Origin of the sequence: Williamsia phyllosphaerae (assembly GCF_014635305.1) — a bacterium.
GTDB classification, from domain to species: domain Bacteria; phylum Actinomycetota; class Actinomycetes; order Mycobacteriales; family Mycobacteriaceae; genus Williamsia_A; species Williamsia_A phyllosphaerae.
On the sequence record NZ_BMCS01000002.1, the window covers coordinates 30,453 to 54,928 of the forward strand.

At 68.9% G+C, this 24,476-nt stretch carries 16 protein-coding genes; 9 read left to right on the forward strand and 7 right to left on the reverse strand.

The window, feature by feature from the left end; all coding sequences use genetic code 11:
- Nucleotides 1-17: 17 nt before the first annotated feature.
- Nucleotides 18-3,014 (reverse strand): AAA family ATPase, encoded by a 2,997-nt coding sequence (locus tag IEV93_RS14070; RefSeq protein ID WP_188490637.1) that lies wholly within the window; start codon nucleotides 3,012-3,014, stop codon nucleotides 18-20.
- Entirely contained in the window at nucleotides 3,011-4,195 is a 1,185-nt protein-coding gene (locus IEV93_RS14075; RefSeq protein ID WP_188490638.1) for a metallophosphoesterase family protein, read from the reverse strand. Before IEV93_RS14075 ends, IEV93_RS14070 begins: the two co-directional genes overlap by 4 nt.
- 142 nt (nucleotides 4,196-4,337) lie before the next feature.
- Between IEV93_RS14075 and IEV93_RS14080 the strand changes: the two genes are divergently transcribed.
- Complete coding sequence (locus tag IEV93_RS14080) at nucleotides 4,338-5,888, forward strand: molybdopterin-dependent oxidoreductase (protein ID WP_229705186.1); 1,551 nt, start codon at nucleotides 4,338-4,340, stop codon at nucleotides 5,886-5,888.
- Here IEV93_RS14080 and IEV93_RS14085 read toward each other — a convergent pair.
- The 3 genes from IEV93_RS14085 to IEV93_RS14095 form a co-directional block, all read right to left on the reverse strand.
- Complete coding sequence (locus IEV93_RS14085; RefSeq protein WP_188490639.1) at nucleotides 5,881-6,534, reverse strand: TetR/AcrR family transcriptional regulator; 654 nt, start codon at nucleotides 6,532-6,534, stop codon at nucleotides 5,881-5,883. The two genes, IEV93_RS14080 and IEV93_RS14085, sit on opposite strands and share 8 nt — an antisense overlap.
- Before the next feature lie 63 nt (nucleotides 6,535-6,597).
- Nucleotides 6,598-8,130 carry an MFS transporter gene (locus tag IEV93_RS14090; protein ID WP_188490640.1) on the reverse strand — a complete coding sequence of 511 codons (1,533 nt, stop codon included), beginning with the start codon at nucleotides 8,128-8,130 and terminating at the stop codon, nucleotides 6,598-6,600.
- Nucleotides 8,127-8,807 (reverse strand): PadR family transcriptional regulator, encoded by a 681-nt coding sequence (locus IEV93_RS14095; protein ID WP_188490641.1) that lies wholly within the window; start codon nucleotides 8,805-8,807, stop codon nucleotides 8,127-8,129. The genes IEV93_RS14090 and IEV93_RS14095 overlap by 4 nt, the downstream gene beginning before the upstream one ends.
- Nucleotides 8,808-8,911: 104 nt before the next feature.
- On the opposite strand from IEV93_RS14095, the gene IEV93_RS14100 reads away from it, so the two are divergent.
- The 4 genes from IEV93_RS14100 to IEV93_RS14115 all read left to right on the forward strand — a co-directional run bounded on the left by IEV93_RS14100 (nucleotide 8,912) and on the right by IEV93_RS14115 (nucleotide 18,578).
- Nucleotides 8,912-9,952, forward strand: a complete 1,041-nt coding sequence (locus IEV93_RS14100) for a glutathione S-transferase family protein (protein WP_188490642.1) — start codon at nucleotides 8,912-8,914, stop codon at nucleotides 9,950-9,952.
- Entirely contained in the window at nucleotides 9,949-10,713 is a 765-nt protein-coding gene (locus IEV93_RS14105) for a hypothetical protein (protein ID WP_229705187.1), read from the forward strand. The genes IEV93_RS14100 and IEV93_RS14105 overlap by 4 nt, the downstream gene beginning before the upstream one ends.
- On the forward strand, nucleotides 10,710-14,534 hold the full coding sequence (locus tag IEV93_RS14110) for an ABC transporter ATP-binding protein (protein WP_308691215.1): 3,825 nt from the start codon (nucleotides 10,710-10,712) through the stop codon (nucleotides 14,532-14,534). Before IEV93_RS14105 ends, IEV93_RS14110 begins: the two co-directional genes overlap by 4 nt.
- Before the next feature lie 189 nt (nucleotides 14,535-14,723).
- Nucleotides 14,724-18,578 carry a multifunctional oxoglutarate decarboxylase/oxoglutarate dehydrogenase thiamine pyrophosphate-binding subunit/dihydrolipoyllysine-residue succinyltransferase subunit gene (locus tag IEV93_RS14115; protein WP_371873861.1) on the forward strand — a complete coding sequence of 1,285 codons (3,855 nt, stop codon included), beginning with the start codon at nucleotides 14,724-14,726 and terminating at the stop codon, nucleotides 18,576-18,578.
- On the opposite strand, the gene IEV93_RS14120 is transcribed toward IEV93_RS14115, so the two are convergent.
- The gene (locus IEV93_RS14120; RefSeq protein WP_229705188.1) at nucleotides 18,579-19,181 is read right to left on the reverse strand and encodes a TetR/AcrR family transcriptional regulator; all 603 of its coding nucleotides are present in this window, start codon (nucleotides 19,179-19,181) and stop codon (nucleotides 18,579-18,581) included.
- Nucleotides 19,182-19,251: 70 nt separating this feature from the next.
- Here IEV93_RS14120 and IEV93_RS14125 point away from each other — a divergent pair, with 70 nt between their 5' ends.
- The 4 genes from IEV93_RS14125 to IEV93_RS14140 are packed head-to-tail and all read left to right on the forward strand — an operon-like array spanning nucleotide 19,252 to nucleotide 23,726.
- Nucleotides 19,252-20,751, forward strand: coding sequence for a flavin-containing monooxygenase (locus IEV93_RS14125; RefSeq protein WP_188490644.1), 1,500 nt, complete (start codon nucleotides 19,252-19,254; stop codon nucleotides 20,749-20,751).
- A gap of 14 nt (nucleotides 20,752-20,765) precedes the next feature.
- The gene (locus IEV93_RS14130) at nucleotides 20,766-21,593 is read left to right on the forward strand and encodes an SDR family NAD(P)-dependent oxidoreductase (protein ID WP_188490645.1); all 828 of its coding nucleotides are present in this window, start codon (nucleotides 20,766-20,768) and stop codon (nucleotides 21,591-21,593) included.
- The gene (locus IEV93_RS14135) at nucleotides 21,590-22,501 is read left to right on the forward strand and encodes an alpha/beta hydrolase (RefSeq protein ID WP_188490646.1); all 912 of its coding nucleotides are present in this window, start codon (nucleotides 21,590-21,592) and stop codon (nucleotides 22,499-22,501) included. The genes IEV93_RS14130 and IEV93_RS14135 overlap by 4 nt, the downstream gene beginning before the upstream one ends.
- A 37-nt stretch (nucleotides 22,502-22,538) precedes the next feature.
- Complete coding sequence (locus tag IEV93_RS14140) at nucleotides 22,539-23,726, forward strand: hypothetical protein (protein WP_188490647.1); 1,188 nt, start codon at nucleotides 22,539-22,541, stop codon at nucleotides 23,724-23,726.
- Here IEV93_RS14140 and IEV93_RS14145 read toward each other — a convergent pair.
- Nucleotides 23,691-24,476, reverse strand: a complete 786-nt coding sequence (locus tag IEV93_RS14145; protein ID WP_229705189.1) for an MBL fold metallo-hydrolase — start codon at nucleotides 24,474-24,476, stop codon at nucleotides 23,691-23,693. The two genes, IEV93_RS14140 and IEV93_RS14145, sit on opposite strands and share 36 nt — an antisense overlap.

Sequence of the window (24,476 nt, forward strand, 5' to 3'; positions counted from 1 at the left end):
ATCGCACGGCTCGTCGCTCACCCAAACCGCTGGCCGGAGGTGCCGATCATCTGCAGCGCCGACCCACCCTCTCCGCGAATCACCCGCAGCTGCGCGGGGATTCGCGCGCGCATCTCGTCGACGTGACTGACCACCCCGACGACCCGCCCGCCGGAGCGCAACTCGTCGAGGACGCCCATGACCAGGTCGAGCGCCTCGGGATCGAGCGTCCCGAAACCCTCGTCGATGAAGATGGTGTCGAGGACGCGGCCGCCGGACTCCGCCGAGACCACATCGGCCAGGCCCAGCGCGAGGGCGAGCGAGGCGAAAAATGTCTCACCGCCGGACAGGGTGTTCGCGGGACGGACCGCGCCGGTGTACTCGTCCCGGATCTCGATACCCAACCCGGATCGGCGACCTCGCGACGCGGCGGCATCGGAGTGCGCGAACTCGTAACGCCCCGAAGACATCTGACGCAGACGGAACGAGGCGGCCAGGATGACCTCCTCGAGGCGGGCGGCGAGCACGTAGGACCGCAGCGACATCCGCCGCGAGTTCTGACCACGGCCCGCCACGAGCTCGGCGAGGCCCTGCAGCTCGGCGTCGCGTGCCGCCGCCGGCGCGAGCACCGACACCGCCGACCAGAAGTCGGCGCAGAGGTGCTCTAGTTTCGCGGCCGTCGCGACGGCGCTCGCGTGGCGCGTCGCCGCCGATGTCGCTGCCGTGTCGGCGGCGATCCGGTCGGCCTCGAGCCGGTCGAGGTCGGGGCGGTCGGTGCCGATGACCCGGGCGACCTCCGGGTCGTCGACCGTCGCCTGGGCCGCGGCCCGGATGTCGGCGGCCTGCCGGACCTGCTTCTCGAAGCCGGCGATCTCAGCCGGTGTCAGCAGGGCGGCCCGGGCCGCGGTGACGGACTCGAAACCGGTCTCGGCGAGCGCGACGTCGAGTCGGGCCGTGCACTCGCGGACCCGGTCGTCGGCGGCGGTGCACGCCGACCGGGCCTCGCGGACCTGGGTCAGGGCGGCGCACGCGTCGGCGAGCGCACGGCGGCGGGCGGCGACGGTGGTCGTACCGTCGGTGGCCGAGGCCGTCTCCGCGTCGAGGTCGGCGAGTCGTCGTGTGAGGTGCGCCCCGCGTTCGCGGAGCTCGGCGACCAGGGTCTGCAGGGCGGCGCGGTCGGCGCGCAAACGCTCGGTGTCGGCGTCGTGCGCGGTGAGGTCGGCACGGACCGTCGCCTCCGCGTGCGCCTCCTGCGACACACGGCGACGCTCGCCGACGATCCGGTCCACCTCCGCCGTCGCCTCGTCACGGGTGACACCACCCGTGCGTTCGCGCCACAGTGCCCGATCGGTCTCGATGGCGGCCAGCGCGCGTTCGGCGGCGGAGCGGTCGGTCTCGCAGGCCCTCTCCTCGGCTCGCGCGTCGGCCTCGTCCTGCTCGCGGACGTGTTCGGCCTCGGTCACCGCGGGCGCGGGATGTTCGGTGGCACCACACACCACGCACCGATCACCGTCGCGCAGACCGGCTGACAGTTCGGCGGCCATCCCGGCGATCCGGCGTTCCCGCAGGTCGAGGACCCGCTCGCGGGCCAGCTGGTGACGATCACGGTGGGACGCGAGCTGCGTGCGCGCACGCTCGACGTCGGCGTCGAGGTGCTCGAGTCGGGCGTGCGCGGTCCGGGCCACCTCGGCGGCCTCGGCCGCGGTGCGCAGTTGCGGCAGTCGGGCGCTCGCGGCGACGGCCGCGGCCAGAGCCTTCTCCGACTCGGCGCGTCGACGCGGCGCCGACGCCAGCGCCTCGTCGACGGAGACGATCTGCTCGTCCGCGCGCACCCGCGACGCCGTCGTGTCGTCGATCGACCGCACGAGGGCGGGGCGTTCGCCGATACGCCTCTCCAACGGTTCGAGGCGCCCGGCCTCCGCGGTCCACTGCTCCATCGCGTCCTCGATCGCCGCGCGGTCGGTCGGCGCGGCCGGCCACGACAGTCGGTGCGCGAGTGCGGCGCCGTCGTCGGTGGCTGTGAGTCGGGCGTGCGCCTTCTCCCGCACGGAGGTCACGCGGGCACACTCCTGTTGTGCCCGTTCGTGTTCGGCGGCCACCGCTCGCACCGGCTCCGCGCGGCGTGCGGCATCGACCATGCTGTGGGCGGAGGCGATCGTCGTCCGTTCGGCGTCGAGCGCGGCGAGTTGCGCCTGGGCGGTACGGCCGCGCCGATGGAGTTCGTGGACGTATCGGGCCTCCGTATGCGCGCGGTCGGCCGACCGGGCCGCCTCGCGGGTCGTCCCCACGTGGTCCGCGGCCGCGACGACCTCGGCTCGCACGGAGTCGAGAAGCTGCTGCGCCCAGTCGAAGTCGGGTTCGACCGGCTGCGTCGTGTCGGCCACCACGGCGATCTGCCCCGCCAGGCGGTCCACCGCCTGCCCCTTGTCCTCGAGCTCGGTGCGGCTGGTCCGCGCCCGTTCACGCAACCATCCTTCGAGGTCGTTGAACCGCTCGGTCTCGAACAGTCGCTCCAGCAGTCGTTCCCGGTCGTCGGTGGAGGCGCGCAGGAAACGCGCGAACTCGCCCTGCGGCAACAACACCACCTGGAAGAACTGGTCCGCGGTCATGCCGAGGATCCGGGTGATCACCTCACCGATCTCGGGCAGTCGCGCCAGATTCGGGCCCGACCCGTCGACCCAGGTCAGGGTTCCGGCCGCATTCACCCTGGTCAACCCTGTGCCGCGCTTCTTCGTCCGGTGGTGCTCAGGGCTGCGGGTGACCCGGAGTCGGCGTCCGCCGATGGTGGCCTCGAGTGTGACCGACGGTGAGTCACCGGGTTTCGCGTGGTCCGACAGCAACCGGCGGCCGTCGTCGCGGGCCCCCGGGACCCGACCGAACAGCGCGAACGCGACGGCGTCGAGCACCGTCGTCTTGCCCGCCCCGGTCTGACCGTGCAGAAGGAACAGGCCGTCGACACCGAGGGCGTCGAAATCGACCTCCGCGTCGGCCGCGAACGGTCCGAACGCGTGCATCTGCAATGAGTGCAGTTTCACGCCGTGAGCTCGGATCCGACGTCGAACAGCATCAACTCGGTGGGTCCGGTCTCGGCGTCGCCGCCGACGGCGCGCACGGCGGAATCGAGCAGCAGCAGTTCGCGGGCACTCGGCTCACTGCGGACGTCGGTGACGAAGGACGCGACGATCTCGCTGTCGGAACGGCCCCGGATGCGGTCCCGGTAGTCGATCCCCGCCTCGACGCGCGGACTCTGCCACTCGACGTGGACCGCCAGTGGAAACCGTTCCCGCAACGTGCGCATCGCGTCGATCGGCCGGACGGGGTCGGTGAGGATCGCCTCGACGTAGTGATCCTCGGCGCCGACATGGTCGGGCGAGGTCACGAGATCGGAGAGGGTGCCGGTCAGCCGGCTGAGCCCGCGGACCAGGGGTAGCGGCACCGGACGGACCTCCGACACCCCGGTCGCATCGAGCTCGACGATCCAGACGCCCTTGTCGTGGGTGCGCTCGCCGAAGGAGTACGGCAGCGGCGATCCGCTGTACCGCACGGTCTCGGTGACGGTCTGCGGCGAGTGCAGATGCCCCAACGCGACGTAGTCGGCACCCGAGAACGTGCTCGCGGCAACGGTTTCGACCCCGCCCACCGAGATCGATCGCTCCGAACCGGTCGCGACGGCGCCCACCACGAACGCATGGGCGAGCACGACCGACCGTCGCGGCTGCGTCGCCAGGTGCTCGCGGACCCGCCCCATCGCCGCGTCGAGCACCTCGGAATGACTACGCGCCTGCGGTACATCGAGCGCGGCCCGCGTGACGTCCGGCTCGAGATAGGGGATCCCGTAGAACGCCACCTCGCCGTGCTCGTCGGCGATGACCACCGGGTCGGCGATGCCGGCCACCGAGGTGCGCAGGTACAACCCACCCGCCGCGGCGAAACCCGAACCGGCACCGAGACGCGTCGGCGAATCGTGGTTGCCCGACGTCACGACGATCTTCGCGCCCGCGGCCCGGATGGCCTCCAGCACGGCGTCGTACACCGTCACCGCGTCCGCGCTGGGCACCGACCGGTCGTAGACGTCGCCCGCCACCGCCACCACGTCGATCGACTCCGCCGCGACGAGATCGGCCAGGCCGATCAGCGCGCGCCGCTGATCGTCCAGCAGGTCCACGCCGTGGAAGGTCCGACCGATGTGCCAGTCGGAGGTGTGCAGGATGCGCATGAGAGAACCGTACGACCGGGCCCCGACAGAGCCGGGACCCGACGGCGGCGTGCCGTGGGCGGCCTCATCACATCCACCTGGGCTCGAACGCGACGAACGATCCTTCATCACCCGTGCGGGTGTCATGTGGATACTGGATCAGGTGACATCAGTCCAGGACACCCCGACGCCCACGCGGCCGCACCCATCGGTGACGACGCTGCGCGCGGTCAACGGCATCGTCGCCGCCGGGTTGACCATCGGCGTGGGACAGCTCGTGGCCTCGGTGTTCGACCGTGCGGCGTCACCGCTGTTCGCGGTGGGATCCGCGGTGATCGATCTGACGCCCAAGCCGGTACGTGAATTCGCGATCAGCACCTTCGGGACCGGGGACAAGACCGCCCTGCTCGTCGGGATGGGGGTGATCGTCGCGCTGCTGGCGGTTGTCGCCGGATTGCTCGAATCCGCGCGGCGCTGGTGGGGGTCTGCACTGTTCGCCGCCTTCGGTGCACTCGGCGTCGCCGCGGCGGTGACGCGACCGGCTGCGGGGGCCTGGTGGTTCCTCCCGACGGTTCTCGGTGTGGCCGCGGGCATCGCATTCCTCCGGTTCATGGCGGTCCGACTGGACTCCCCGACCACCGACGAGGCCGGAACCGGACCGGATCGGCGCACATTCCTGCTCGGCGCATCCGGGGCGGGCGCGGCCGCGGTGGTCACCGGGGTCGCGGGCAGCGCGCTCGACCATTTCTTCAACGACGTCAGTCGGGACCGTTCGGCGTTCTCGGTGCCCCGGGCGGTCAACACCATCGACCAGTCCGCCGGTGACGACGACGGCGCGACCCCGTTCATCACCGACAACGGCGACTTCTACCGGATCGACACGGCGCTGCAGCCACCGCAGCTCACCAGCGGCGCCTGGTCGCTGCGGATCCACGGCATGGTCGACCGCGAGGTGCGGATCGACATGGCGGCACTGCGCAGGATGCCGGCCATCGAGAAGATGGTCACCCTCACCTGCGTGTCCAACGAGGTCGGCGGCGACCTCATCGGCAACGCGACCTGGACCGGTTACCGGCTGCGCGACCTGCTCGCGATGGCGGGCGCGTCCGACGACGCCGACATGGTGCTCTCGACCAGTTCCGACGGTTTCACCGCCGGCACCCCGCTCGAGGCACTGACCGACGACCGCGACTCACTGCTCGCCGTGGCCATGAACGGCAAGCCGCTGCCCATCGAGCACGGTTATCCGGCGCGAATGGTGGTCCCCGGTCTGTACGGATACGTCTCGGCGACGAAATGGGTGGTGTCGCTGGAGGTCACGCGATTCGACCGCGCCAAGGCGTACTGGTCGACGCGTGGGTGGTCGGAGAAGGGCCCCATCAAGACGAGTTCCCGCATCGACGTCCCCCGCGACTCCGCGACGGTGAACGCAGGCCGCGTGGCCGTCGGCGGGGTCGCCTGGGCGCAACCGCGCGGGATCAACGCCGTGCAGGTGAAGGTCGACGACGGCCCGTGGCAGAGTGCGCGTCTGCTGGCCCCGGACAACATCGACACCTGGCGGCTGTGGAGTTGGGACTGGGACGCCACCTCGGGAGACCACACCCTGACCGTCCGCGCGATCGACGGCGAGGGACGACAGCAGTCGGCGGTGGTGTCGCGACCCGACCCGGACGGGTCGACCGGACTGCACACGATCGACGTCTCGGTCAGTTGAGGACCGCGACCACCGGGGTCGCGCGGTCGGTGATCCATCCGGCCAGCAGGTCGAGCGAGCGGGTCGCCGCCTCGTCGTCGCGGTCGACCAACCACCACTGGATCATCCCGTAGATCAGTTGCAGCGCACCGCGGACCACGTCGCGCTCGCCCCCGTTGAACGTCATCGCGCTACGCGTACCGAGTTCGGTCAGGAACTGCAGACCGTACTGCTCGGCCAGGCCGTTCTGGCGTAGGGCCGCCGACGCCGACCCGGACGAGTCGGGCGCACGCAACGACACCACCGTCGACTCGATCAGGACGAGCCACCGCTGCGGGTGTTCGCGCGCCAACATCAGCGCCGAGGCGAGGGTGTCGGAGATCATCGTTCGCAGAGCCGCACTGCCGGTGCGGATCTCGATGGGATCGTCCGGGGTCTGCTGGATGGTCAGGAACGCCTGCAGGTGGGTGGTCACGGCCCGTTCGACCATGGCCGCCATCAGCTCGTCCTTGTTGGCGAAGCAATAGTGCACGACGCCGAGGGAGACCCCCGCCTCCTCTGCCACCGCACGCACGGTCACCGAGTTCATCCCCGACCGCTGCGCCAACCCCAGCGCACACTCGACGAGTTGATCGCGCCGCTCGCCGATGGTCAGTCTCGACAACATGGTTGCAAGTACAACCGACTGCCGATGGACCGTCAACCAGGGGCGACGCCGCCCCCGTTCGTCTCAGGGCGTCGGCGCCGGGACCGACTGCGCCACAGGTGTGACCGGCTTGTCGGCCGCCACCGACGCGGGTGGGGACCCCAGGTGGCGTGGTCGGGCCAGGAACACCGCCGCGACGACGCCGAGGAGCAGAACCGCGGCGGGTAGGTAGATCGCCTGACCCATCGCGGTCGCGAATCCCTCGCGCAGGAATGCGGGCAGTCGGTCGACGTCGCGGGGCACGGCGCCGCCGACACCGGGCAATTCGGCGGCGAGACGGGTCTGCAGCAGGGCGCCGACCGCGGCGCTGCCGAGCACCGATCCCACGACACGCATGGTGTTGTAGACGCCGGCGCCGGCGCCGGCCTGCGCCATGGGGAGGTTGCGATTCGCGGTGGCGGCCAACGGAGCCCAGATCCCGGCGCTCGCCAGGCCCATCAGGCTGACCGGCAGCAACAGCATCCACACCGGGGTGTCCGGACGGGCGATCAGCCCCAGCCACCCGATCGCGACCGCGTTGAGGAACAGACCCGATCCGATGATGTACCGGGGATGCGTCGTGTCGACCATGCGGCCGACGAACGGCGCCAGCACTCCGGTGATGAGCGCCATCGGCACCAGGACCAACGCCGACTGCGTCGGTGTCATCCCGCCGACGAGCTGCAGGTAGAACATCATCGGGACCATCAACCCCGACGTCGCGAACCCCATGGCCGCGATGCCGACGTTGGAGAGCGAGAAGTTGCGGTCGCGGAACAGCGACAGCGGGACCAGCGGTTCGGTACGGATCTTCGACTGCCACCACACGAACACCGCGATCACCGCGACCCCTCCGGCGACGAGAACCCAGATCCACGGCGCCCAGTCGTACTTCTCGCCGTCCTGGATGCCGAACACCAACGCGCTCAGTCCCACCGCGCTCAACACCACGCCGACGACGTCGAACTGACGGACGCGGGTGTCGACGGTCGGGACCAACCACCACGCGAGGACCACGCCGATGATGCCGACGGGGACGTTGATGAAGAAGATCCACTCCCACCCGAGGCTGTCGACGAGGACGCCGCCGAGCAGGGGTCCGACCAGGGTGGCGACACCGGCGACGGTGCCCCACACGCCCATGGCCGCGCCACGGCGCTCGGCCGGGAACATCCGGGTGATCAGCGACATCGTCTGCGGGGTGATCAGGGCGGCGCCGATGCCCTGCAACGCACGCGCCGCGATCAGCTCCCCGATCGACCCGGAGAGACCGCACCACACGCTGGCTACGGTGAACACGATGAGGCCCGCCTGGTACATCAGCTTGGGGCCGAACCGATCTCCCAGGCGCCCGGTGATGAGCAGGGGCACGGCGTAGGTCAAGAGGTAGGCGCTGGTGACCCAGATGACGCCGTTGAAGTCGGTGTCGAGGCCCTCCTGGATCTTGGGCTGGGCGACCGCGACGATTGTCATGTCGACCAGGATCATGAAGAACCCGAGGCAGAGCGCGCCGAGCGCGGCCCATGGACGGTCGGTCACCGGCTTGAACGCCGGCGGAGCACTGGTGGTGTCGGTCATGTCGTCACGTCTTCCGTGTGGGTGGTGTGGGATGCATGATGCGCCGGGGTACCGACAATCGCGGAGAAGTCCTCGCCCGCCAACGGACACGGCGCGCTCTCGCCGCGACGCGCGTGGTCCATCCACGGCAGTGAGCCGTCGGCCAGTCGAGCGCGGACCGAGCGCAGCCAGTCGAGTTGGGCGGTCAGTGTCGCGCAGCGACAACCGATGTCGAGCAGGAACATCTCCGACACCCCGCGGTCGGTGGCCTGCGTGCGGGCGCTCCGGTAGTAGTCGAGCTCGTCCGACATGGCGTTCAGACGGCGATCCAGCAGGTCGACGACCTCGGCACGCGGCAGTTCGTGCGATTCGGCGAGCGCGAGGTAGAGCTCCGGGAACTCGGTGGTCGGGCTACCGAGCATCGCCGACAGGCGCGTCCGCAGGGCCGTCGAACCCGCGGCGGTGATCGCGTAGACGGTCCGCTCGGGACGGTTGCCGGCGCGCTCGACCTCGTTGACCTGCAGCAGATCTCGCGCCAGGAGGCGGTCGACGGTGTGGTAGAGCGAACCCGCGCGGATGTTGGCGAAACGGTCCTCTCTGCGCGCGATCAGGGTCTGCACCATCTCGTAGGGGTGCATTGGGCGTTCGGCCGTCAGACCCAGGACCATCACCGCGAGAGGCGTCAGTTCAGCCGCCATGACCCCTCCTCCGGTGTCGCTCCGCCTCGAATATTCCAGGTGGAATAATCACAGACCGATCAGCAACACGCAAGTGGTCCCCCGCACGGGCTAACCTGGTCGGGATGAGTACCCACGACACCGCCACCGAGTCGAATCCCGGGAAGTACGTCGAGCCGGGCGCCGACTTCGTCCGCGACACCAACTACATCGAGACCCGCATCACCCGCGACGGGGCGGACGGTTACCCGGTCGAGGCCGGCCGCTACCGGCTGGTCGTCGCGAGGGCCTGCCCGTGGGCCAACCGGGCGATCATCGTCCGACGCCTGCTGGGTCTGGAGGGCGCGATCTCGATGGGCCTGTGCGGCCCCACCCACGACGCCGACAGCTGGACGTTCGACCTCGACCCCGGCGGGCTCGACCCGGTGCTGCAGATCCCGCGGCTCAAGGACGCCTACCTCGCGCGGTTCCCCGACTACCCGAAGGGCATCACCGTGCCCGCGATGGTCGATGTGCCCACCGGTCAGGTGGTGACCAACAATTTTCCGCAGATCACCATCGACTTCTCACTGGAATGGACCGAGCACCACCGCGACGGCGCACCGCAGCTCTACCCCGAACACCTACGTGCCGAGATCGACGAGGTGAACGCAGGCGTGTTCACCGAGATCAACAACGGCGTCTACCGCTGCGGGTTCGCAGGCAGCCAGCAGTCCTACGATCGCGCCTACGCACGGCTGTTCAGCCACCTCGACAAGATCAGCGACCGTCTGGCCACGCAGCGGTACCTCGTGGGCGACACGATCACCGAGGCCGACGTCCGGCTGTTCACCACGCTGGCGCGGTTCGATCCCGTCTATCACGGGCACTTCAAGTGCAACCGCTCGAAGCTCTCCGAGATGCCGGTCCTGTGGGCCTACGCGCGAGACCTGTTCCAGACACCGGGCTTCGGCGACACCACCGACTTCACGCAGATCAAGCAGCACTACTACATCGTGCACAGCGACATCAACCCCACCGGCATCGTGCCGCAAGGCCCGGACCTGCGCGGATGGAACACACCACACCATCGCGCGGAACTCGGCGGACGACCGTTCGGCGACGGCACCCCGCCGCCCCCGGTCGAGGGCGAGGTCGTCGCGGCGCAGGACTCGGCGCCCCGATGAGTTCGTCGGATCCGGGCGCGACGACGCCCCCCGCAGTCGAGAAGCAGTCCGGCGGCTCGGGGACGATCGTCTCGATCATCGACCGCGCCCAGCGGTTGCAGGCCCCCGCGGTCGCCGCGTACGTCCGGCGCCTGCGCGACGCCAACCCCCACGACGCCCCGGCGCAGATCATCGACCGCCTCGAATCGCGATACCTGAAGGCGGTCATGGGTTCCGGCGGCGCGGTGGGTGCGGCCGCCGCCGTCCCCGGTGTCGGCACCATCGCCTCCATCGCCGCTCTCGGCGGCGAGTCGGCGTTCTTCGTCGAGGCCTCGGCGCTGCTGGCGCTCGCGGTGGCCGAGGTCCACGGCATCCCGATCGATCACAGCGAACGTCGCAAGACCCTGGTCCTCGCGGTGGTGCTCGGTGAGCAGGGGGTCCTCGCACTCGGCAAGGCGTTGGGCACCAAGAGCAACAACGCGCTGGGTCGCGTGGCCGGTGGGGCGATCCCCACCCCGGCGCTGCGGAACCTGAACAAGGCACTGATGAAGAAGCTGATCAAGAAGTACGCGGCCCGTCGCGCCCCGCTGATGGTCGGCAAGCTCCTCCCGGCCGGTGTGGGCGCGGCCGTCGGTGGTGTCGGCAACCGCATGCTGGGTCGAAAGATCATCGACAACGCGCGCAGCGCATTCGGTCCCGCACCGACGAACTGGATCATCGACGGCACCGTGGTCGACGGATCGGTACAGGGTCAGGCGGCGATCGACACGAGAGATCGGTGAACGGTGGCTGGATAGCCCGACTGGTCGCAGAATGCCTCCGCAACCGGGCCCTCGTCACCATCACCCTGGCGGTCACCGGCGTCGGCGTCCTCATCGACCTCGCCGCACCGCTGCTCACCAAGGCGGCCATCGATGACGCCACCGGCGTCGCCTCCCACGGCTTCTCGATCGCGGCGATCGCCTCGGCGTTGGCCGGTCTGGGTGTCATCCGGTTCGGCGCCCAGTACGTCCGCCGGCTCACCGCCGGCCGTCTGTCGCTGACCGTCCAGGACACGTTGCGGCGGGGACTGTTGAGCACCCTGCTCCGACTCGACGGCACCGCACAGGAGTCGATCAGCACCGGCCAGGTCGTGTCGCGGTCGATCTCGGATCTGCAGTTGGTCCAGGGCCTGCTGGCGATGGTGCCGTTGTCGCTCGGCGCGGTGGTCCAGGTGGTCCTCGCGTTCTGCGTCATGGCCTACCTGTCGCCGCTGCTGACCCTCGTCGCCGTCCTCGTCATCCCGGCGGTGGCGGTGGTGGCGTTCCGGACCCGCAAGGCCCTGTTCGCCGCGACGTGGTCGGCCCAGCAGTCCGCGGCCGACGTCGCCCAGCACGTCGAGGAGACGGTCACCGGGGTCCGGGTGGTCAAGGGGTTCGGCCAGGAGGGTCGCTCGGTCGACGAGCTGGTCGGTCACGGCCGACGTCTGTTCTCCCAGCGCATGCGGGCCGCAGCGATCAACTCACGCTTCACGCCGACCATGGGCGCCATCCCACAGGTCGCGATGGTCGGGGTCATCGCGCTCGGTGGCTACCTCACGGCCCGCGGCGACATCACCGTCGGCACGTTCCTGGCGTTCGCCACCTACATCACGACGATGACGTCGCTGGCACGGCTGTTGACCAACCTCATCGTCTCCGCGCAGTTGGCCCGCGCCGCCGTCGAACGTGTCTACGACGTCATCGACCACCCGGCCGATCCCGCGCTGGCCAACACCCGCACCGTGCCCTCGGGCGCGGTCGGACTCCGACTACGCGACGTGCACTTCGGGTTCGACGACGATCCCGCCGACGGAGGTCGGGAGGTCTTCTCCGGGCTGGATCTGGAGGTGGGACCCGGCGAATGCGTCGCCGTCGTCGGGCCACCCGGATCCGGCAAGTCCACCATCGCCGCACTCGTCGGCGGGATCCACCGACCGCGCAGCGGAGCGGTCGAACTCACCTCGCACGGAACCGTTCTCGACGTCGCGGAGCTGTCCCCCGACGCCCTGCACGCCACGGTGGGGATCGTCGTCGACGAACCGTTCCTCTACTCCGACACGATCGCGGCGAACATCGCGCTCGGTCCGGAAGCCGACGAGACCGGTGCGGTCCCCGACACGGCGCGTCGAGCGCGCGTGACCGAGGCGGCCCGCCGGGCCAGCGCGCACGACTTCATCACGGCTCTGCCCGACGGGTACGACACCGTCGTCGGCGAACGCGGACTGACCCTCTCGGGCGGACAGCGTCAGCGCATCGCAGTGGCCAGGGCGCTCTACGCCGATCCCCCGCTGCTCGTCCTCGACGACGCCACCTCTGCGGTCGACGCCACCACCGAGGCGGCGATCCTGGGCTCGCTGCGCAGCACACCGGGCCGCACGATGGTCCTGCTCGCCCACCGGAGATCCACGCTGACCCTCGCCGACCGTGTCGCGGTCGTCGACGCCGGCGTGGTTCTCGACTCCGGCACGCCGGAGGAACTGGACGCCCGCTGCCCGCTGTTCCGTTCGTTGATGTCGCACACCGCCGACCCGAGCGATGATCTCGACGCCGACGCGGGACCGACCCACACGATGCCCTCGGACGACTCTCTGTGGCCCCCGGCCCTCGACGCGTCCGCCACCGACGGCAGTGGCTTCGGGGCCCGCGTAGGCGCCAGCGTTCCCGCCCGCGCGGGTCGGCGCGGCGGCGGGGGTGGCGGAGGTGTCGCGGGCGCGCTGGGCTCGATGCCGGCCACGCCTGCGGTGCTCGACGCGGTCGCGGCGCTGCCGCCTGCGACCGAGGAACCCGACGTCGACGTCGCGGCCGCCCGCGCGCACGATCCGCAGTTCTCGTTGCGGCGCATGCTCTCCCCCGTGCGCTGGCTGCTCGCCGGCGCCATCGTGGCCATCGCCGTCGACACCCTCGTCGGTTTGGCGTTCCCGTCGATCGCGCGGATCGGCGTCAACGCCGCCACCGCTGATCACCTGACCTCGCTGTGGATCGCCTCCGGCGTGGGCCTGGGACTGGTCGCCGTCGGGTGGGTCGCGACGTCGCTGATGACGATCATGAGCTCACGCGCCGGTGAACGCGTGTTGTTCACCCTGCGCATCCGCAGCTACGCCCATCTGCAACGCCTCGGCCTCGACTACTACGAGCGCGAACTGTCGGGTCGGATCATGACGCGGATGACCACCGACATCGACGCGCTGTCGTCGTTCCTGCAGACCGGGCTGTCGACCGCGGTGGTCGCGGTGCTGACCATCGTGGGGGTCGCGGTCGCGTTGGTGCTCACCGACCCGAGCCTCGGCGCGTTGATGCTGCTCGTGTTCCCACCGCTGATCGTCGCCACGGTGATCTTCCAGCGGATCTCGTCGCGCGCCTACACCCGGTCACGGGAACTGATCAGCTCGGTCAACGCCGACTTCCAGGAGAACGTCGCCGGGCTGCGCACCACCGTCCTCTATCGACACACCGAACCGGCCGAGGCACGGTTCGCCGGTCGCGCAGCGGAGTACGTCCGCGCTCGGATGGTGTCGCAGCAGGCCATCTCGCTGTATTTCCCGTTCATCACCCTGACGTCGGATCTCGCGACGGCCGGCGTCATCGCCTTCGGGGCGCATCAGGTGAGCACCGGCGCGACGGGAGCGGGAACCCTGGTGGCGTTCGTCCTGTACCTCGGCATGCTGTTCGGGCCGGTGCAACAACTCTCGCAGGTGTTCGACGGATACCAGCAGGCCGTCGTGGGCCTGCGGCGCATCGGGGATCTGCTGCGGACCGAGAGCAGCGTCGCCGCCGGCGCCGACGCCGACCCCGCGGTCAAGACCACCGTCGAGCCCACCACCCACTTCACCGGCCACGCCGGACTCGACGCGGTGCGATTCCGCTACGAGACCGCGACCGACGACGCGCTGCGCGGAGTGTCGATCGACCTGCCCGCGGGGACGTCGCTGGCCCTGGTCGGACAGACCGGTGCGGGCAAGTCGACCATCGTCAAACTCCTCGCCCGCTTCTACGACCCGACCTCGGGGTCGGTGCGCATGGACGGTCGCGACATCCGCGACTACCCCCTCGACCGCTACCGATCCCGTCTCGGCGTCGTCCCCCAGGAACCGCACCTGTTCACCGGGACGGTCGCGTCGAACATCGCCTACGGCCGACCCGATGCCGACCGCGACCGGATCACCGCCGCGGCCGCCGCCGTCGGCGCGGTGGACATGATCGCCGGCCTGCGAGGCGGCATGCACCACCGGGTGGGTGAGCGAGGGCAGGGGTTGTCGGCCGGACAGCGACAGCTGATCGCGTTGGCCCGCGCCGAACTCGTCGACCCCGACCTGCTGCTGCTCGACGAGGCGACCGCGACACTCGACCAGGCCACCGAGCGCCAGGTACTCGCCGCCGGTCGCCATCTCACCGGATCACGCACGTCGGTGATCGTCGCCCACCGTCTGGCGACCGCGGCCCGCGCCGACCGCATCGCAGTCGTCGCAGACGGTCGGATCACCGAACTCGGAACCCACGACGACCTGCTCGCGTTGAACGGGAAGTACCGCGAGCTCTGGGACGCGGGTGTGACACGAGTCGACGGCGCCTCCACACTCCGCTGAGCGGCACCGATCCGCGACCACCGGTCCGTGTGCATCGCGTGTGAGCGGGGACTAACCTTTGGTAGTCGGGCGTTGTTGTACCACCGGGCCCACCAGACACACAGATCAATCAGGGAATAGAGGCGAGATTCTGCCGTGAGCAGCAGTTCGGTTTCAGACTTCGGACAGAACGAATGGCTGGTCGACGAGATGTACCAGCGGTTCCGCGAGGACCCGGACTCGGTCGACGCGAGCTGGCACGAGTTCCTCGCCGGCTACGAGCCCAAGACCGAAGACGGAGCCGCGACGAACGGCAACGGCTCGGCCACGAAGGCATCCGACGGGGCAGGCAAGAACGGGGCGAGCAAGCCCGTGTCGTCCTCGGCCGCGCCGGAGAAGGGGGCCGACGCCCCCGCCACCGCGGTGAGCGAGGCTCCCGCGACGAAGGCCGCATCCGGGCAGGCGGTGCAGAGCCGCGACAGTTCGGCAGGCAGCAACGTCACCCCTCCGACCACCCGTACCTCGCCGGCGACGAAGACCGTCCCCGTCGAGAAGGCCGTCAGCAAGGCGCCGGACCCGAACAAGGGCACCGTGCCGAAGAAAGAGGCGACCGACAAGAAGGACACGGCCGCGAAAAACGGCGCGGGAACCAAGTCGGAGACCAAGCCGTCCGGTGACGCACCGGTGCAGACCGAGGACAGCACCAAGATCCTGCGTGGCGCGGCTGCCGCCGTCGCCAAGAACATGGCGCTCTCGCTGCAGATCCCGACGGCCACCAGCGTGCGTGCGATCCCGGCGAAGCTGATGATCGACAACCGCATCGTGGTCAACAACCATCTCGCGCGGACCCGCGGCGGCAAGATCTCGTTCACCCACATCCTCGGCTACGCGATCGTCCAGGCGGTCAAGGCGTTCCCGAACATGAACCGCCACTTCGACGAGCTCGACGGCAAGCCCAACGCGGTCTCCCCCGCCCACATCAACCTCGGTCTCGCGATCGACCTGCCCGGCAAGGACGGCAGCCGGTCGCTCGTCGTCGCGGCCATCAAGCACACCGAGACGATGAAGTTCGGCGAGTTCCACGCCGCCTACGAGGACATCGTCCGGCGCGCCCGTGACGGCAAGCTGACCGCCGACGACTTCGCAGGCGTCACCATCTCGCTCACCAACCCCGGCACCATCGGGACCGTGCACTCGGTACCCCGCCTGATGAAGGGGCAGGGCGCGATCATCGGCGCCGGTGCGATGGAGTACCCGGCCGAGTTCCAGGGCGCGAGCGACGAGCGGATCGCCGAGATGGGCGTCGGCAAGCTGATGACCCTGACCTCGACCTACGACCACCGGATCATCCAGGGCGCGGAGTCCGGCGACTTCCTCCGGACCATCCACAACCTGCTCCTCGACGACGCCTTCTTCGACGAGATCTTCACCGCGTTCCACATCCCGTACGAGCCGATCCGGTGGCGCAAGGACATCGCGTCGCCCGCGGTGGACAAGAACGCACGGGTCCTCGAACTCATCGCGGCGTACCGCAACCGGGGCCATCTGATGGCCGACATCGACCCGTTGATGATCGACTCCGATGCCCGGACCGCGCACCCCGACCTGAACGTGCTGACCTACGACCTGACGCTGTGGGATCTCGACCGGGACTTCAAGGTCGGTGGCTTCCACGGCCAGGACACGATGAAGCTCCGCGACATCCTGTCGGTGCTGCGCGATGCCTACTGCCGCCACGTCGGCGTGGAGTACACCCACATCCTCGAGCCCGAGCAGCAGCAGTGGCTGCAGGAGCGGGTGGAGATCAAGCACGCGAAGCCGCCGATCGGCGAGCAGAAGTACATCCTGTCCAAGCTCAACGCCGCCGAGGCGTTCGAGACGTTCCTGCAGACCAAGTACGTCGGGCAGAAGCGCTTCTCGCTCGAGGGTGCCGAATCGGTGATCCCGATGATGGACGGCGTCATCGACCAGAGCGCCGAACACGGCCTCGACGAGGTCGTCGTCGGCATGCCGCACCGCGGCCGGCTCAACGTCCTGGCCAACATCGTCGGCAAGCCGTACTCGAAGATCTTCACCGAGTTCGAGGGCAACCTGAACCCGTCGCAGGCACACGGGTCGGGCGACGTGAAGTACCACCTCGGAGCCGAGGGCAAGTACTACCAGATGTTCGGCGAGAACGAGATCAACGTGTCGCTGACCGCCAACCCGTCCCACCTCGAGGCCGTCGACCCGGTGCTCGAGGGGCTCGTGCGCGCCAAGCAGGAGATGCTCGACCGCGGCGACGAGGCCTTCACGGTCCTGCCGCTCGCGCTGCACGGCGACGCCGCGTTCGCCGGACAGGGCGTGGTCGCCGAGACGCTCAACCTCGCGATGCTGCCCGGCTACCAGACCGGCGGCACGGTGCACATCGTGGTCAACAACCAGGTCGGCTTCACCACCGCACCCGAGCACTCGCGCTCGTCGGAGTACTGCACCGATGTGGCGAAGATGATCGGTGCGCCGATCTTCCACGTCAACGGTGACGATCCCGAGGCCTGCGTGTGGGCCGCGAAGCTCGCCGTCGACTACCGGCAGGCCTTCCACAAGGACGTCGTCATCGACCTCGTCTGCTACCGCCGCCGCGGCCACAACGAGGGCGACGACCCCTCGATGACGCAGCCGGCCATGTACGACGTCATCGACACCAAGCGAGGCGTCCGCAAGAGCTACACCGAGGCCCTGATCGGTCGTGGTGACATCTCGACCAAGGAGGCCGAGGACGCCCTGCGCGACTACCAGGGTCAGCTCGAACGGGTCTTCAACGAGGTCAAGGAACTCGAGAAGTACCAGGCGGCCCCGAGCCCGTCGGTCGAGTCCGACCAGACGCTGCCGACCAAGCTGATGACCGGCATCGACCGCGCGACGGTCGAGGCCATCGGTGATGCGTTCGGCGAGGTCCCCGAGGGCTTCTCGGTCCACCAGCGCGTCAAGCCGGTACTCACCCGACGCAAGGAGATGTCCCGCGAGGGCAACATCGACTGGGCGTTCGGCGAACTGCTGGCCTTCGGATCGCTGGTCGAGGAGGGGCGCACGGTGCGTCTGTCCGGTCAGGACTCGCGTCGCGGCACCTTCAGCCAGCGACACTCGGTCATCATCGACCGCAAGACCGGTGAGGAGTACACGCCGCTGAACCAGCTCGTGTCCACCGAGGGCGAGCGTTCCGGCGGACGGTTCAACGCCTACGACTCCGCACTCAGTGAGTTCGCGGTCGTCGGCTTCGAGTACGGCTACTCGGTCGGCAACCCCGACTCACTCGTGTTGTGGGAGGCGCAGTTCGGCGACTTCGTCAACGGCGCGCAGTCGATCATCGACGAGTTCATCTCCTCCGGTGAGGCCAAGTGGGGTCAGCTCTCCGACGTGGTGTTGCTGCTGCCGCACGGCCACGAGGGTCAGGGACCCGATCACACCTCGGGCCGGATCGAGCGGTTCCTGCTGCTCTGCGCCGAGGGCTCGATGACCGTCGCCGTCCCGTCCACCCCGGCCAGCTATTTCCACCTGCTGCGTCGTCACGTGCTCGACGGGATCAGCCGACCGCTCGTGGTCTTCACCCCGAAGTCCATGCTGCGCAACAAGGCCGCCGTCTCCCCGGTGGAGGACTTCACCGAGGGCAAGTTCAAATCGGTGATCGACGACCCGTCCATCACCGACCAGAAGGTGCGCGACAAGGTCACCCGCGTTCTCATGGTGAGCGGCAAGCTCTACTACGAGCTCGCGGCGCGCAAGGAGAAGGACGGCCGCGAGGACGTCGCCATCATCCGCATCGAGCAGCTCTACCCGATCCCGCATCGCCGACTGGGCCAGATCCTGGAGCAGTACCCGGCCGTGCAGGAGTTCCTCTGGGTTCAGGAGGAGCCGGCGAACCAGGGTCCGTGGCCGTTCTTCGGCCTCAACCTGCCCGAGATCCTGCCCGAGTACTTCTCCTCGCTCAAGAGGGTGTCGCGTCGCGCGATGTCGGCACCGTCGTCGGGATCGAGCAAGGTCCACGCCGTCGAACAGCAGGAGATCATCGACAAGGCCTTCGAATAATCACTCGCTCGCTGCCGCTGCTCCCCCGAGCAGCGGCAGCGACGAGGTGATCAGGTCGAGCAGGTGTTCGCGTTCGATGTCGTCGTCGCCGGTCAGCCACGCGACGGTGACCTCCTCGACGAACGCCATCCAGCCGTCCACGGCGATCCGTACCAGCGGCGTCGGACGCAGGTCGAGGGTCCAGGCCTGGGCCAGCACGCGATCGGCCATCACCGACCGCGTCTCCTCGAAGACCTCCTGCATCGCCGGGTCGGCCCCGATCGCCCCACGCAGCAGGGTGACGTAGACGTGCCGGTGTTCGGAGACGTACTCGACGAACGCCGACATCGAACCGCGCAGGATCAGCATCGGGTCCGCGAGCGACAGATCGGGTTCGGTGCACTCCAGCATCTGCCGGCTCTGTTCACGGGCGATGGCCACGTGGAAGTCCTGTTTGGACTCGAAGTAGTGGAACAACAACGCCCGGGACACGCCCACCGACTCGGCGATGGCGTCGATGGTGACCTGATCCAACGTCCGGTCGGCGAGCATGGACATCCCGTGCTCGATCAGCTGCTCACGACGAGCTTCCGGGCTCATCCGTGTGCGCTTGGCCTGCGTCATGGAGAAGAGTGTACTGAATTGATGTCAATAGCTTATTGACGGGTCGTCAATAGCGTGTAGGATCGTACCCATGAACGATGTCAAGATCGCTATCGTAGGCGCCGGGTTCTCCGGCATGGGTGCTGCAATCAAGCTGCAGCAGAACGGATTCGAGGATTTCCTCATCCTCGACCGCGGCTCTGACTTCGGAGGCACCTGGCGCGACAACACCTATCCGGGTGCCGCTTGCGACGTGCCCTCGCATCTCTACTCCTACTCGTTCGAGCTGAACCCCAACTGGTCGCGGTCGTTCTCCAAGCAGGCCGAGATCCACCAGTACATCAACGCGGTCGCGGAGAAGAACGAACTGCACCGCCGCACGCGCTTCGGCGTCGAGGTCATCAATGCGGTGTGGAACGAGGCCGACAACCGGTGGATCGTCGACATCACCCATCCCGAGACCGGCCCTGAGCAGGTCCGCGCGGAGATCCTCATCGGCGCCATCGGCCCGCTGTGCGAGCCCCGCCTGCCCGACGTGACGGGCATCGCCGACTTCGAGGGCGAGATCTTCCACTCCGCACGCTGGAACCACGATGTCGACCTGACCGGCAAGCGCGTCGCCGTCATCGGCACCGGCGCGTCGGCGATCCAGATCATCCCGGAGCTCGCCCCCAAGATCGGGCACATGGACGTCTACCAGCGCACCGCCCCGTGGGTGCTCCCCCGCGCCGACCGGAAGTACACCGGCCTCGAGCACTGGCTGTTCCGCAATGTGCCCGGCGTGCAGCGTCTCTCGCGTACCGGCATCTACCTGGCCCACGAGCTGGTCTCCTACGGACTCACCCACCGGCCCGACGTCCTGCGCCCGGCACACGCCGCAGGCAAGGCCAACATCCGCCGCGGCATCTCCGATCCCGCCAAGCGCGACAAGGTCACCCCGAAGTTCAAGGTGGGTTGCAAGCGCATCCTGCTGTCGAACACGTACTACCCGGCGCTCGGGCAGGACAACGTCGACGTCATCACCGACGGTATCGACCACGTCACCCCGACCGGCATCGTGACGAAGGACGGCGTGACCCGTGAGGTCGACGCGATCGTCGTCGCCACCGGCTTCCACGTCACCGACTCCCCCGGCTTCGAACACATCGTGGGCAAGGACGGCGACAGCCTCGCGCAGAGCTGGGCCAAGACCGGCATGAAGGCCTACAAGGGTTCGATGATCCACGGGTTCCCGAACCTGTTCCTGATGGTCGGGCCGGCCACCGGGTTGGGCCACACCTCGATGGTGTTCATGATCGAGTCGCAGCTGAACTACCTGGTGGACTTCCTCAAGACCACCGAGCGCAACGACATCACGCGCACCGAGGTCCGCGCCGAGGACGAGAAGGTCTACAACAAGTCGATCCAGAAGACGCTGTCGACCAGTGTCTGGGAGAACGGCGGCTGCGCGAGCTGGTACAAGGACGAGTTCGGCAACATCACCACGCTGTGGCCCGGCTTCACCTTCAATTACCGCAAGGCCACCAAGAACTTCGACATCGCGGCCTACGACACGACACGTGTCACCGCGACCGCCGACGCGAAATCCTGAAGGGAACTGACACTGTGAAGAATTTTGCAGGCAAGGTCGTGGTCATCACCGGTGCCGCCTCGGGGATGGGTCGCGACCTCGCGCTCCAGCTCGCGGCCAAGGGCGCCAAGCTCGCCATCTCCGACATGAACCCCATCGGGCTCGACGAGACGGTGGCCATGCTCGAGAGCCGTGGGGCCGAGGTTCATTCCCAGTTGCTCAACGTCGCCGAGCGCGAGTCGGTGCTGGAGTACGCCGACACCGTCGTCGCCCACTACGGCAAGGTCAACGTCGTGTTCAACAACGCGGGTATCGCTCACCACGCCGAGGTCGAGCAGACCTCGTTCAAGGACTACGAGCGTGTGATGGACGTCGACTTCTGGGGAGTCGTCAACGGCACCAAGGCATTCCTGCCGCACATCATCGCCTCCGGGGACGGCCACATCGTGAACACCTCGTCATTGTTCGGCATCCTGGCCATCCCCGGTCAGAGCGCCTACAACGCCGCGAAGTTCGCGGTGCGCGGCTTCACCGAGTCGCTCAACCAGGAGATGCAGCTCGCCGGGCACAACGTGAAGGTGACCTGCGTGCACCCCGGTGGCATCAAGACCGCCATCGCGCGCAACGCCACCGTCGCCGACGGCAGCGACGCCGCGCAGTTCGCCGCGATGTTCGACAAGAAACTGGCCAAGACCACCTCGCCACGGGCGGCGGAGATCATCATCAACGCCGTCGAGAAGGACCGTGCGCGTGTCCTCGTGGGCGCGGATGCGAAGATCCTCGACCTCGTCGTGCGCCTGACCGCCTCGAAGTATCAGGCGGTCACCGCGAAGGTCAGCGGCTCGATGCTCAAGCCGCGATGACCTATTCGCCCGCCGGCCCCAAGCTCCCCATCGGAGTGGTCGAGCCGATCACCCGGCTGATGTACCGGGCGATGCTCCACCCGAGTCTGCCGTTGTCGCTACAGCGGGCCGCAGCCGACCGCGCGCTCGACATCGAGCCGTTGCCCCGCGACACCGTCGTGCGCACCCTCACCCTGGGTGGTCGTCCGACCGAGCGGGTGACGGTGGGCGCCAGCGAGACCGACCGAGCCGTGCTGTTTCTCCACGGCGGTGGGTACACACTCGGGTCACCGCACTCGCATCGTCATCTGGCCGCGCACCTCGCGTCGGTGACCGGTGCGGCCCTGTACCTGATCGACTACCGCCTCGCGCCGGAGGATCCGTACCCGGCCGCCGTCGACGACGCGGTGGCGGCGTTCCGCGACCTCGTCGACAACCACGGGTTCTCCCCCGCCACGATCGCCGTGGCCGGCGACTCGGCGGGCGGCGGGTTGTCGGTCGCGACCGCGCGCCGACTCGTCGACGATCACGATCTGCGCCCGGCCGCACTGGGTCTGATCTCGCCGTGGGTCGATCCCGGTGACGACAGCCACGAGACGTGGTCGACCGATTCGGTGGTCAACCGCAGGTGGTCGCGATTCTGCGCGGCGGCCTACCTCGCCGACGGCGACCCGACGGACCCCGGTTATGCGCCGCTGCACGGCATCCTGACCGGACTTCCCCCGACGGTGGTGCACATCGGTGAACGGGAAGCGTTGTACCAGCAGGTGATCCGGTTCACCGAGAAGCTGCGAGCATCCGACGTCGAGGTCGATCTGATGGAGTTCCCCCGGCTGTGGCACGTCGGGCACCAACAGGCAGGCATGTTGCGCGAGGCCGCCGACGCCGTCGACCACATCGGTGGTTTCCTGCGTTCACATCTGGCCTGACCGCGTCCCCCTCCGAACCCGGCGATAGGGTTCTGCGGTGGGTACAGCGGTGGTGTTGGCGGTCGTGGCTCTCCGACTCATCGTCCCGCTGTTCATCCCCCGGTTCCCGGTGCCGGCGATCATCGCCTCGCTCGTGCTCGACGCGGTCGACCAGACCGTCTTCCAGCAGGTGCCCGGCCTCGACATCGACGGATACCAGCAGTACGACAAGGCGCTCGACGTCTACTACCTGGCCATCGCATATCTCTCGACCCTGCAGAACTGGTCGGATCCGTTCGCGTTCGGCATCGCGCGGTTCCTGTTCTACTACCGCCTGATCGGCGTCGTGCTGTTCGAGTTCAGCGACGCGCGCTGGTTGCTGCTGGTGTTCCCCAACACCTTCGAGTACTTCTTCATCGCCTACGAGGTGGTGCGCACGCACTGGTCGCCCACACGTATGCGCCGACGTCTGCTGCTGGCGCTGGCGGTCGGCATCTGGGTGATCATCAAGCTGCCCCAGGAGTGGTGGCTGCACATCGCCGAACTCGACGTGACCGATGAACTGAAGACGAAGGTCTTCGGGGTGGACCTCACCGACGGCTGGGGCACCGCCGTCGCGAACCGCCTCTGGGTGGTCGGCCTCGTCATCGTGCTGGCCGTCGTCCTGGTCGTGCTCGCCCGGATCGGTCTCCGCCGTCTCCCGCCGGGTGACTGGCCGTTCGGATTCGACGTCTCGCAACGCACTCGCGGTGGCAACGTCGATCAGGTGCCGCCGACGGTACGGGCCCGTCAGAACGCGTTCGTCCGGGGTCCGCTGTTGGAGAAGATCATCCTGGTCTCGATGATCCTGATCGTGTTCTCGCAGATCCTGCCGGGCGTCAACGCCTCCCGGACCCAGATCGTGGTGACCGTCGCGATCCTGATCGTCGCCAACTCCGTGGTCAGCCACTGGCTGGCCGGGCGCGGAGCGCAGTGGAGTTCGACGCTCGCCCAGTTCGTCGCGGTCAGTGTGATCAACGCCGGTGTGGTGGCGGCGTTGGTCGTGCTCCCGACGCCCGGCGGGGCCTCGGTCCAACCGATCCCGGCGCTGTTCTTCCTGCTGCTGCTGTCACTGATCGTGACGCTCTACGACCGCTACCGGATGCTGCGGATCCTGCGGGAGCGCAAGCCGTTCCCCATCTGGGTGCTGCGCCGCCGTGCCGGTCGGGCCCTACGGGTCTCCGCGGCCCGCAACTCCTCCGAGTGAGACCGTCTGCCCGGGTGTGAGCTCGTGCACCGTCGTGTCCGGCGCGGCCTGCGCCGCGGCGGCACGGAACTGCGCGCCCGGTGGGAGGAACTCGTCCGGCGCGATCCCGTCGAGTCCGATCGGCCACAGGGTCCCGAAGTGGATCGGTACGGCGTCGGCGACCGCGAGTCGCGCGGCGGCACGGCCCGCACGCTCCGGGTTCATGTGCCCCTCCCCGAGTCCCGGCCCCCATCCGCCGACCGGGAGCAGGGCCACGTCGCACCTGCCCACGGCGTCGGACATCCCGTCGTAGAGGTCGGTGTCGCCCGCGAAGTAGGTGTCCGCGGTCCCGGAGATCACGTATCCCACCGGTGTGACCGCACGGTGCGCCCACGGCACGCGGTGACCGTCGTGCTCGGCGGGGACCGCACGGATCCGGACCGACCCGACCTCGACGACGTCGCCGGGCTCGACTTCACGGATGTCGCGGTCGGCGAGCAGGCGCAGACCGGGCACCGCCGCTCGCGCCCCGCACGGCACGACGAGCGGGATGTCGGCGGACAGTGACCGCAGGGACCGCACGTGCAGGTGGTCGGAGTGCAGGTGCGAGATCAGCACGACGTCGGCGTCGCGGGCGGCGGGCGCCGGAACCGGACCACGCCGACGACGCAGGTGCGCGACCCCGCCGGTGAGGACCGGATCGGTGAGCACGCGGGTCCCGCCGTCGGCGACGGTGACCGTCGAGTGGCCCCACCAGGTGATGTCGGGCAC

Coding starts and splice junctions, on each gene's coding strand:
- IEV93_RS14075 (WP_188490638.1), bottom strand. CDS start 4,195: ATGCGCATCCTGCACACCTCCGACTGGCACATCGGTCGGACCTTCCAC.
- IEV93_RS14085 (WP_188490639.1), bottom strand. CDS start 6,534: ATGTTGTCGAGACTGACCATCGGCGAGCGGCGCGATCAACTCGTCGAG.
- IEV93_RS14090 (WP_188490640.1), bottom strand. CDS start 8,130: ATGACCGACACCACCAGTGCTCCGCCGGCGTTCAAGCCGGTGACCGAC.
- IEV93_RS14095 (WP_188490641.1), bottom strand. CDS start 8,807: ATGGCGGCTGAACTGACGCCTCTCGCGGTGATGGTCCTGGGTCTGACG.
- IEV93_RS14100 (WP_188490642.1), top strand. CDS start 8,912: ATGAGTACCCACGACACCGCCACCGAGTCGAATCCCGGGAAGTACGTC.
- IEV93_RS14105 (WP_229705187.1), top strand. CDS start 9,949: ATGAGTTCGTCGGATCCGGGCGCGACGACGCCCCCCGCAGTCGAGAAG.
- IEV93_RS14115 (WP_371873861.1), top strand. CDS start 14,724: ATGTACCAGCGGTTCCGCGAGGACCCGGACTCGGTCGACGCGAGCTGG.
- IEV93_RS14120 (WP_229705188.1), bottom strand. CDS start 19,181: ATGACGCAGGCCAAGCGCACACGGATGAGCCCGGAAGCTCGTCGTGAG.
- IEV93_RS14125 (WP_188490644.1), top strand. CDS start 19,252: ATGAACGATGTCAAGATCGCTATCGTAGGCGCCGGGTTCTCCGGCATG.
- IEV93_RS14135 (WP_188490646.1), top strand. CDS start 21,590: ATGACCTATTCGCCCGCCGGCCCCAAGCTCCCCATCGGAGTGGTCGAG.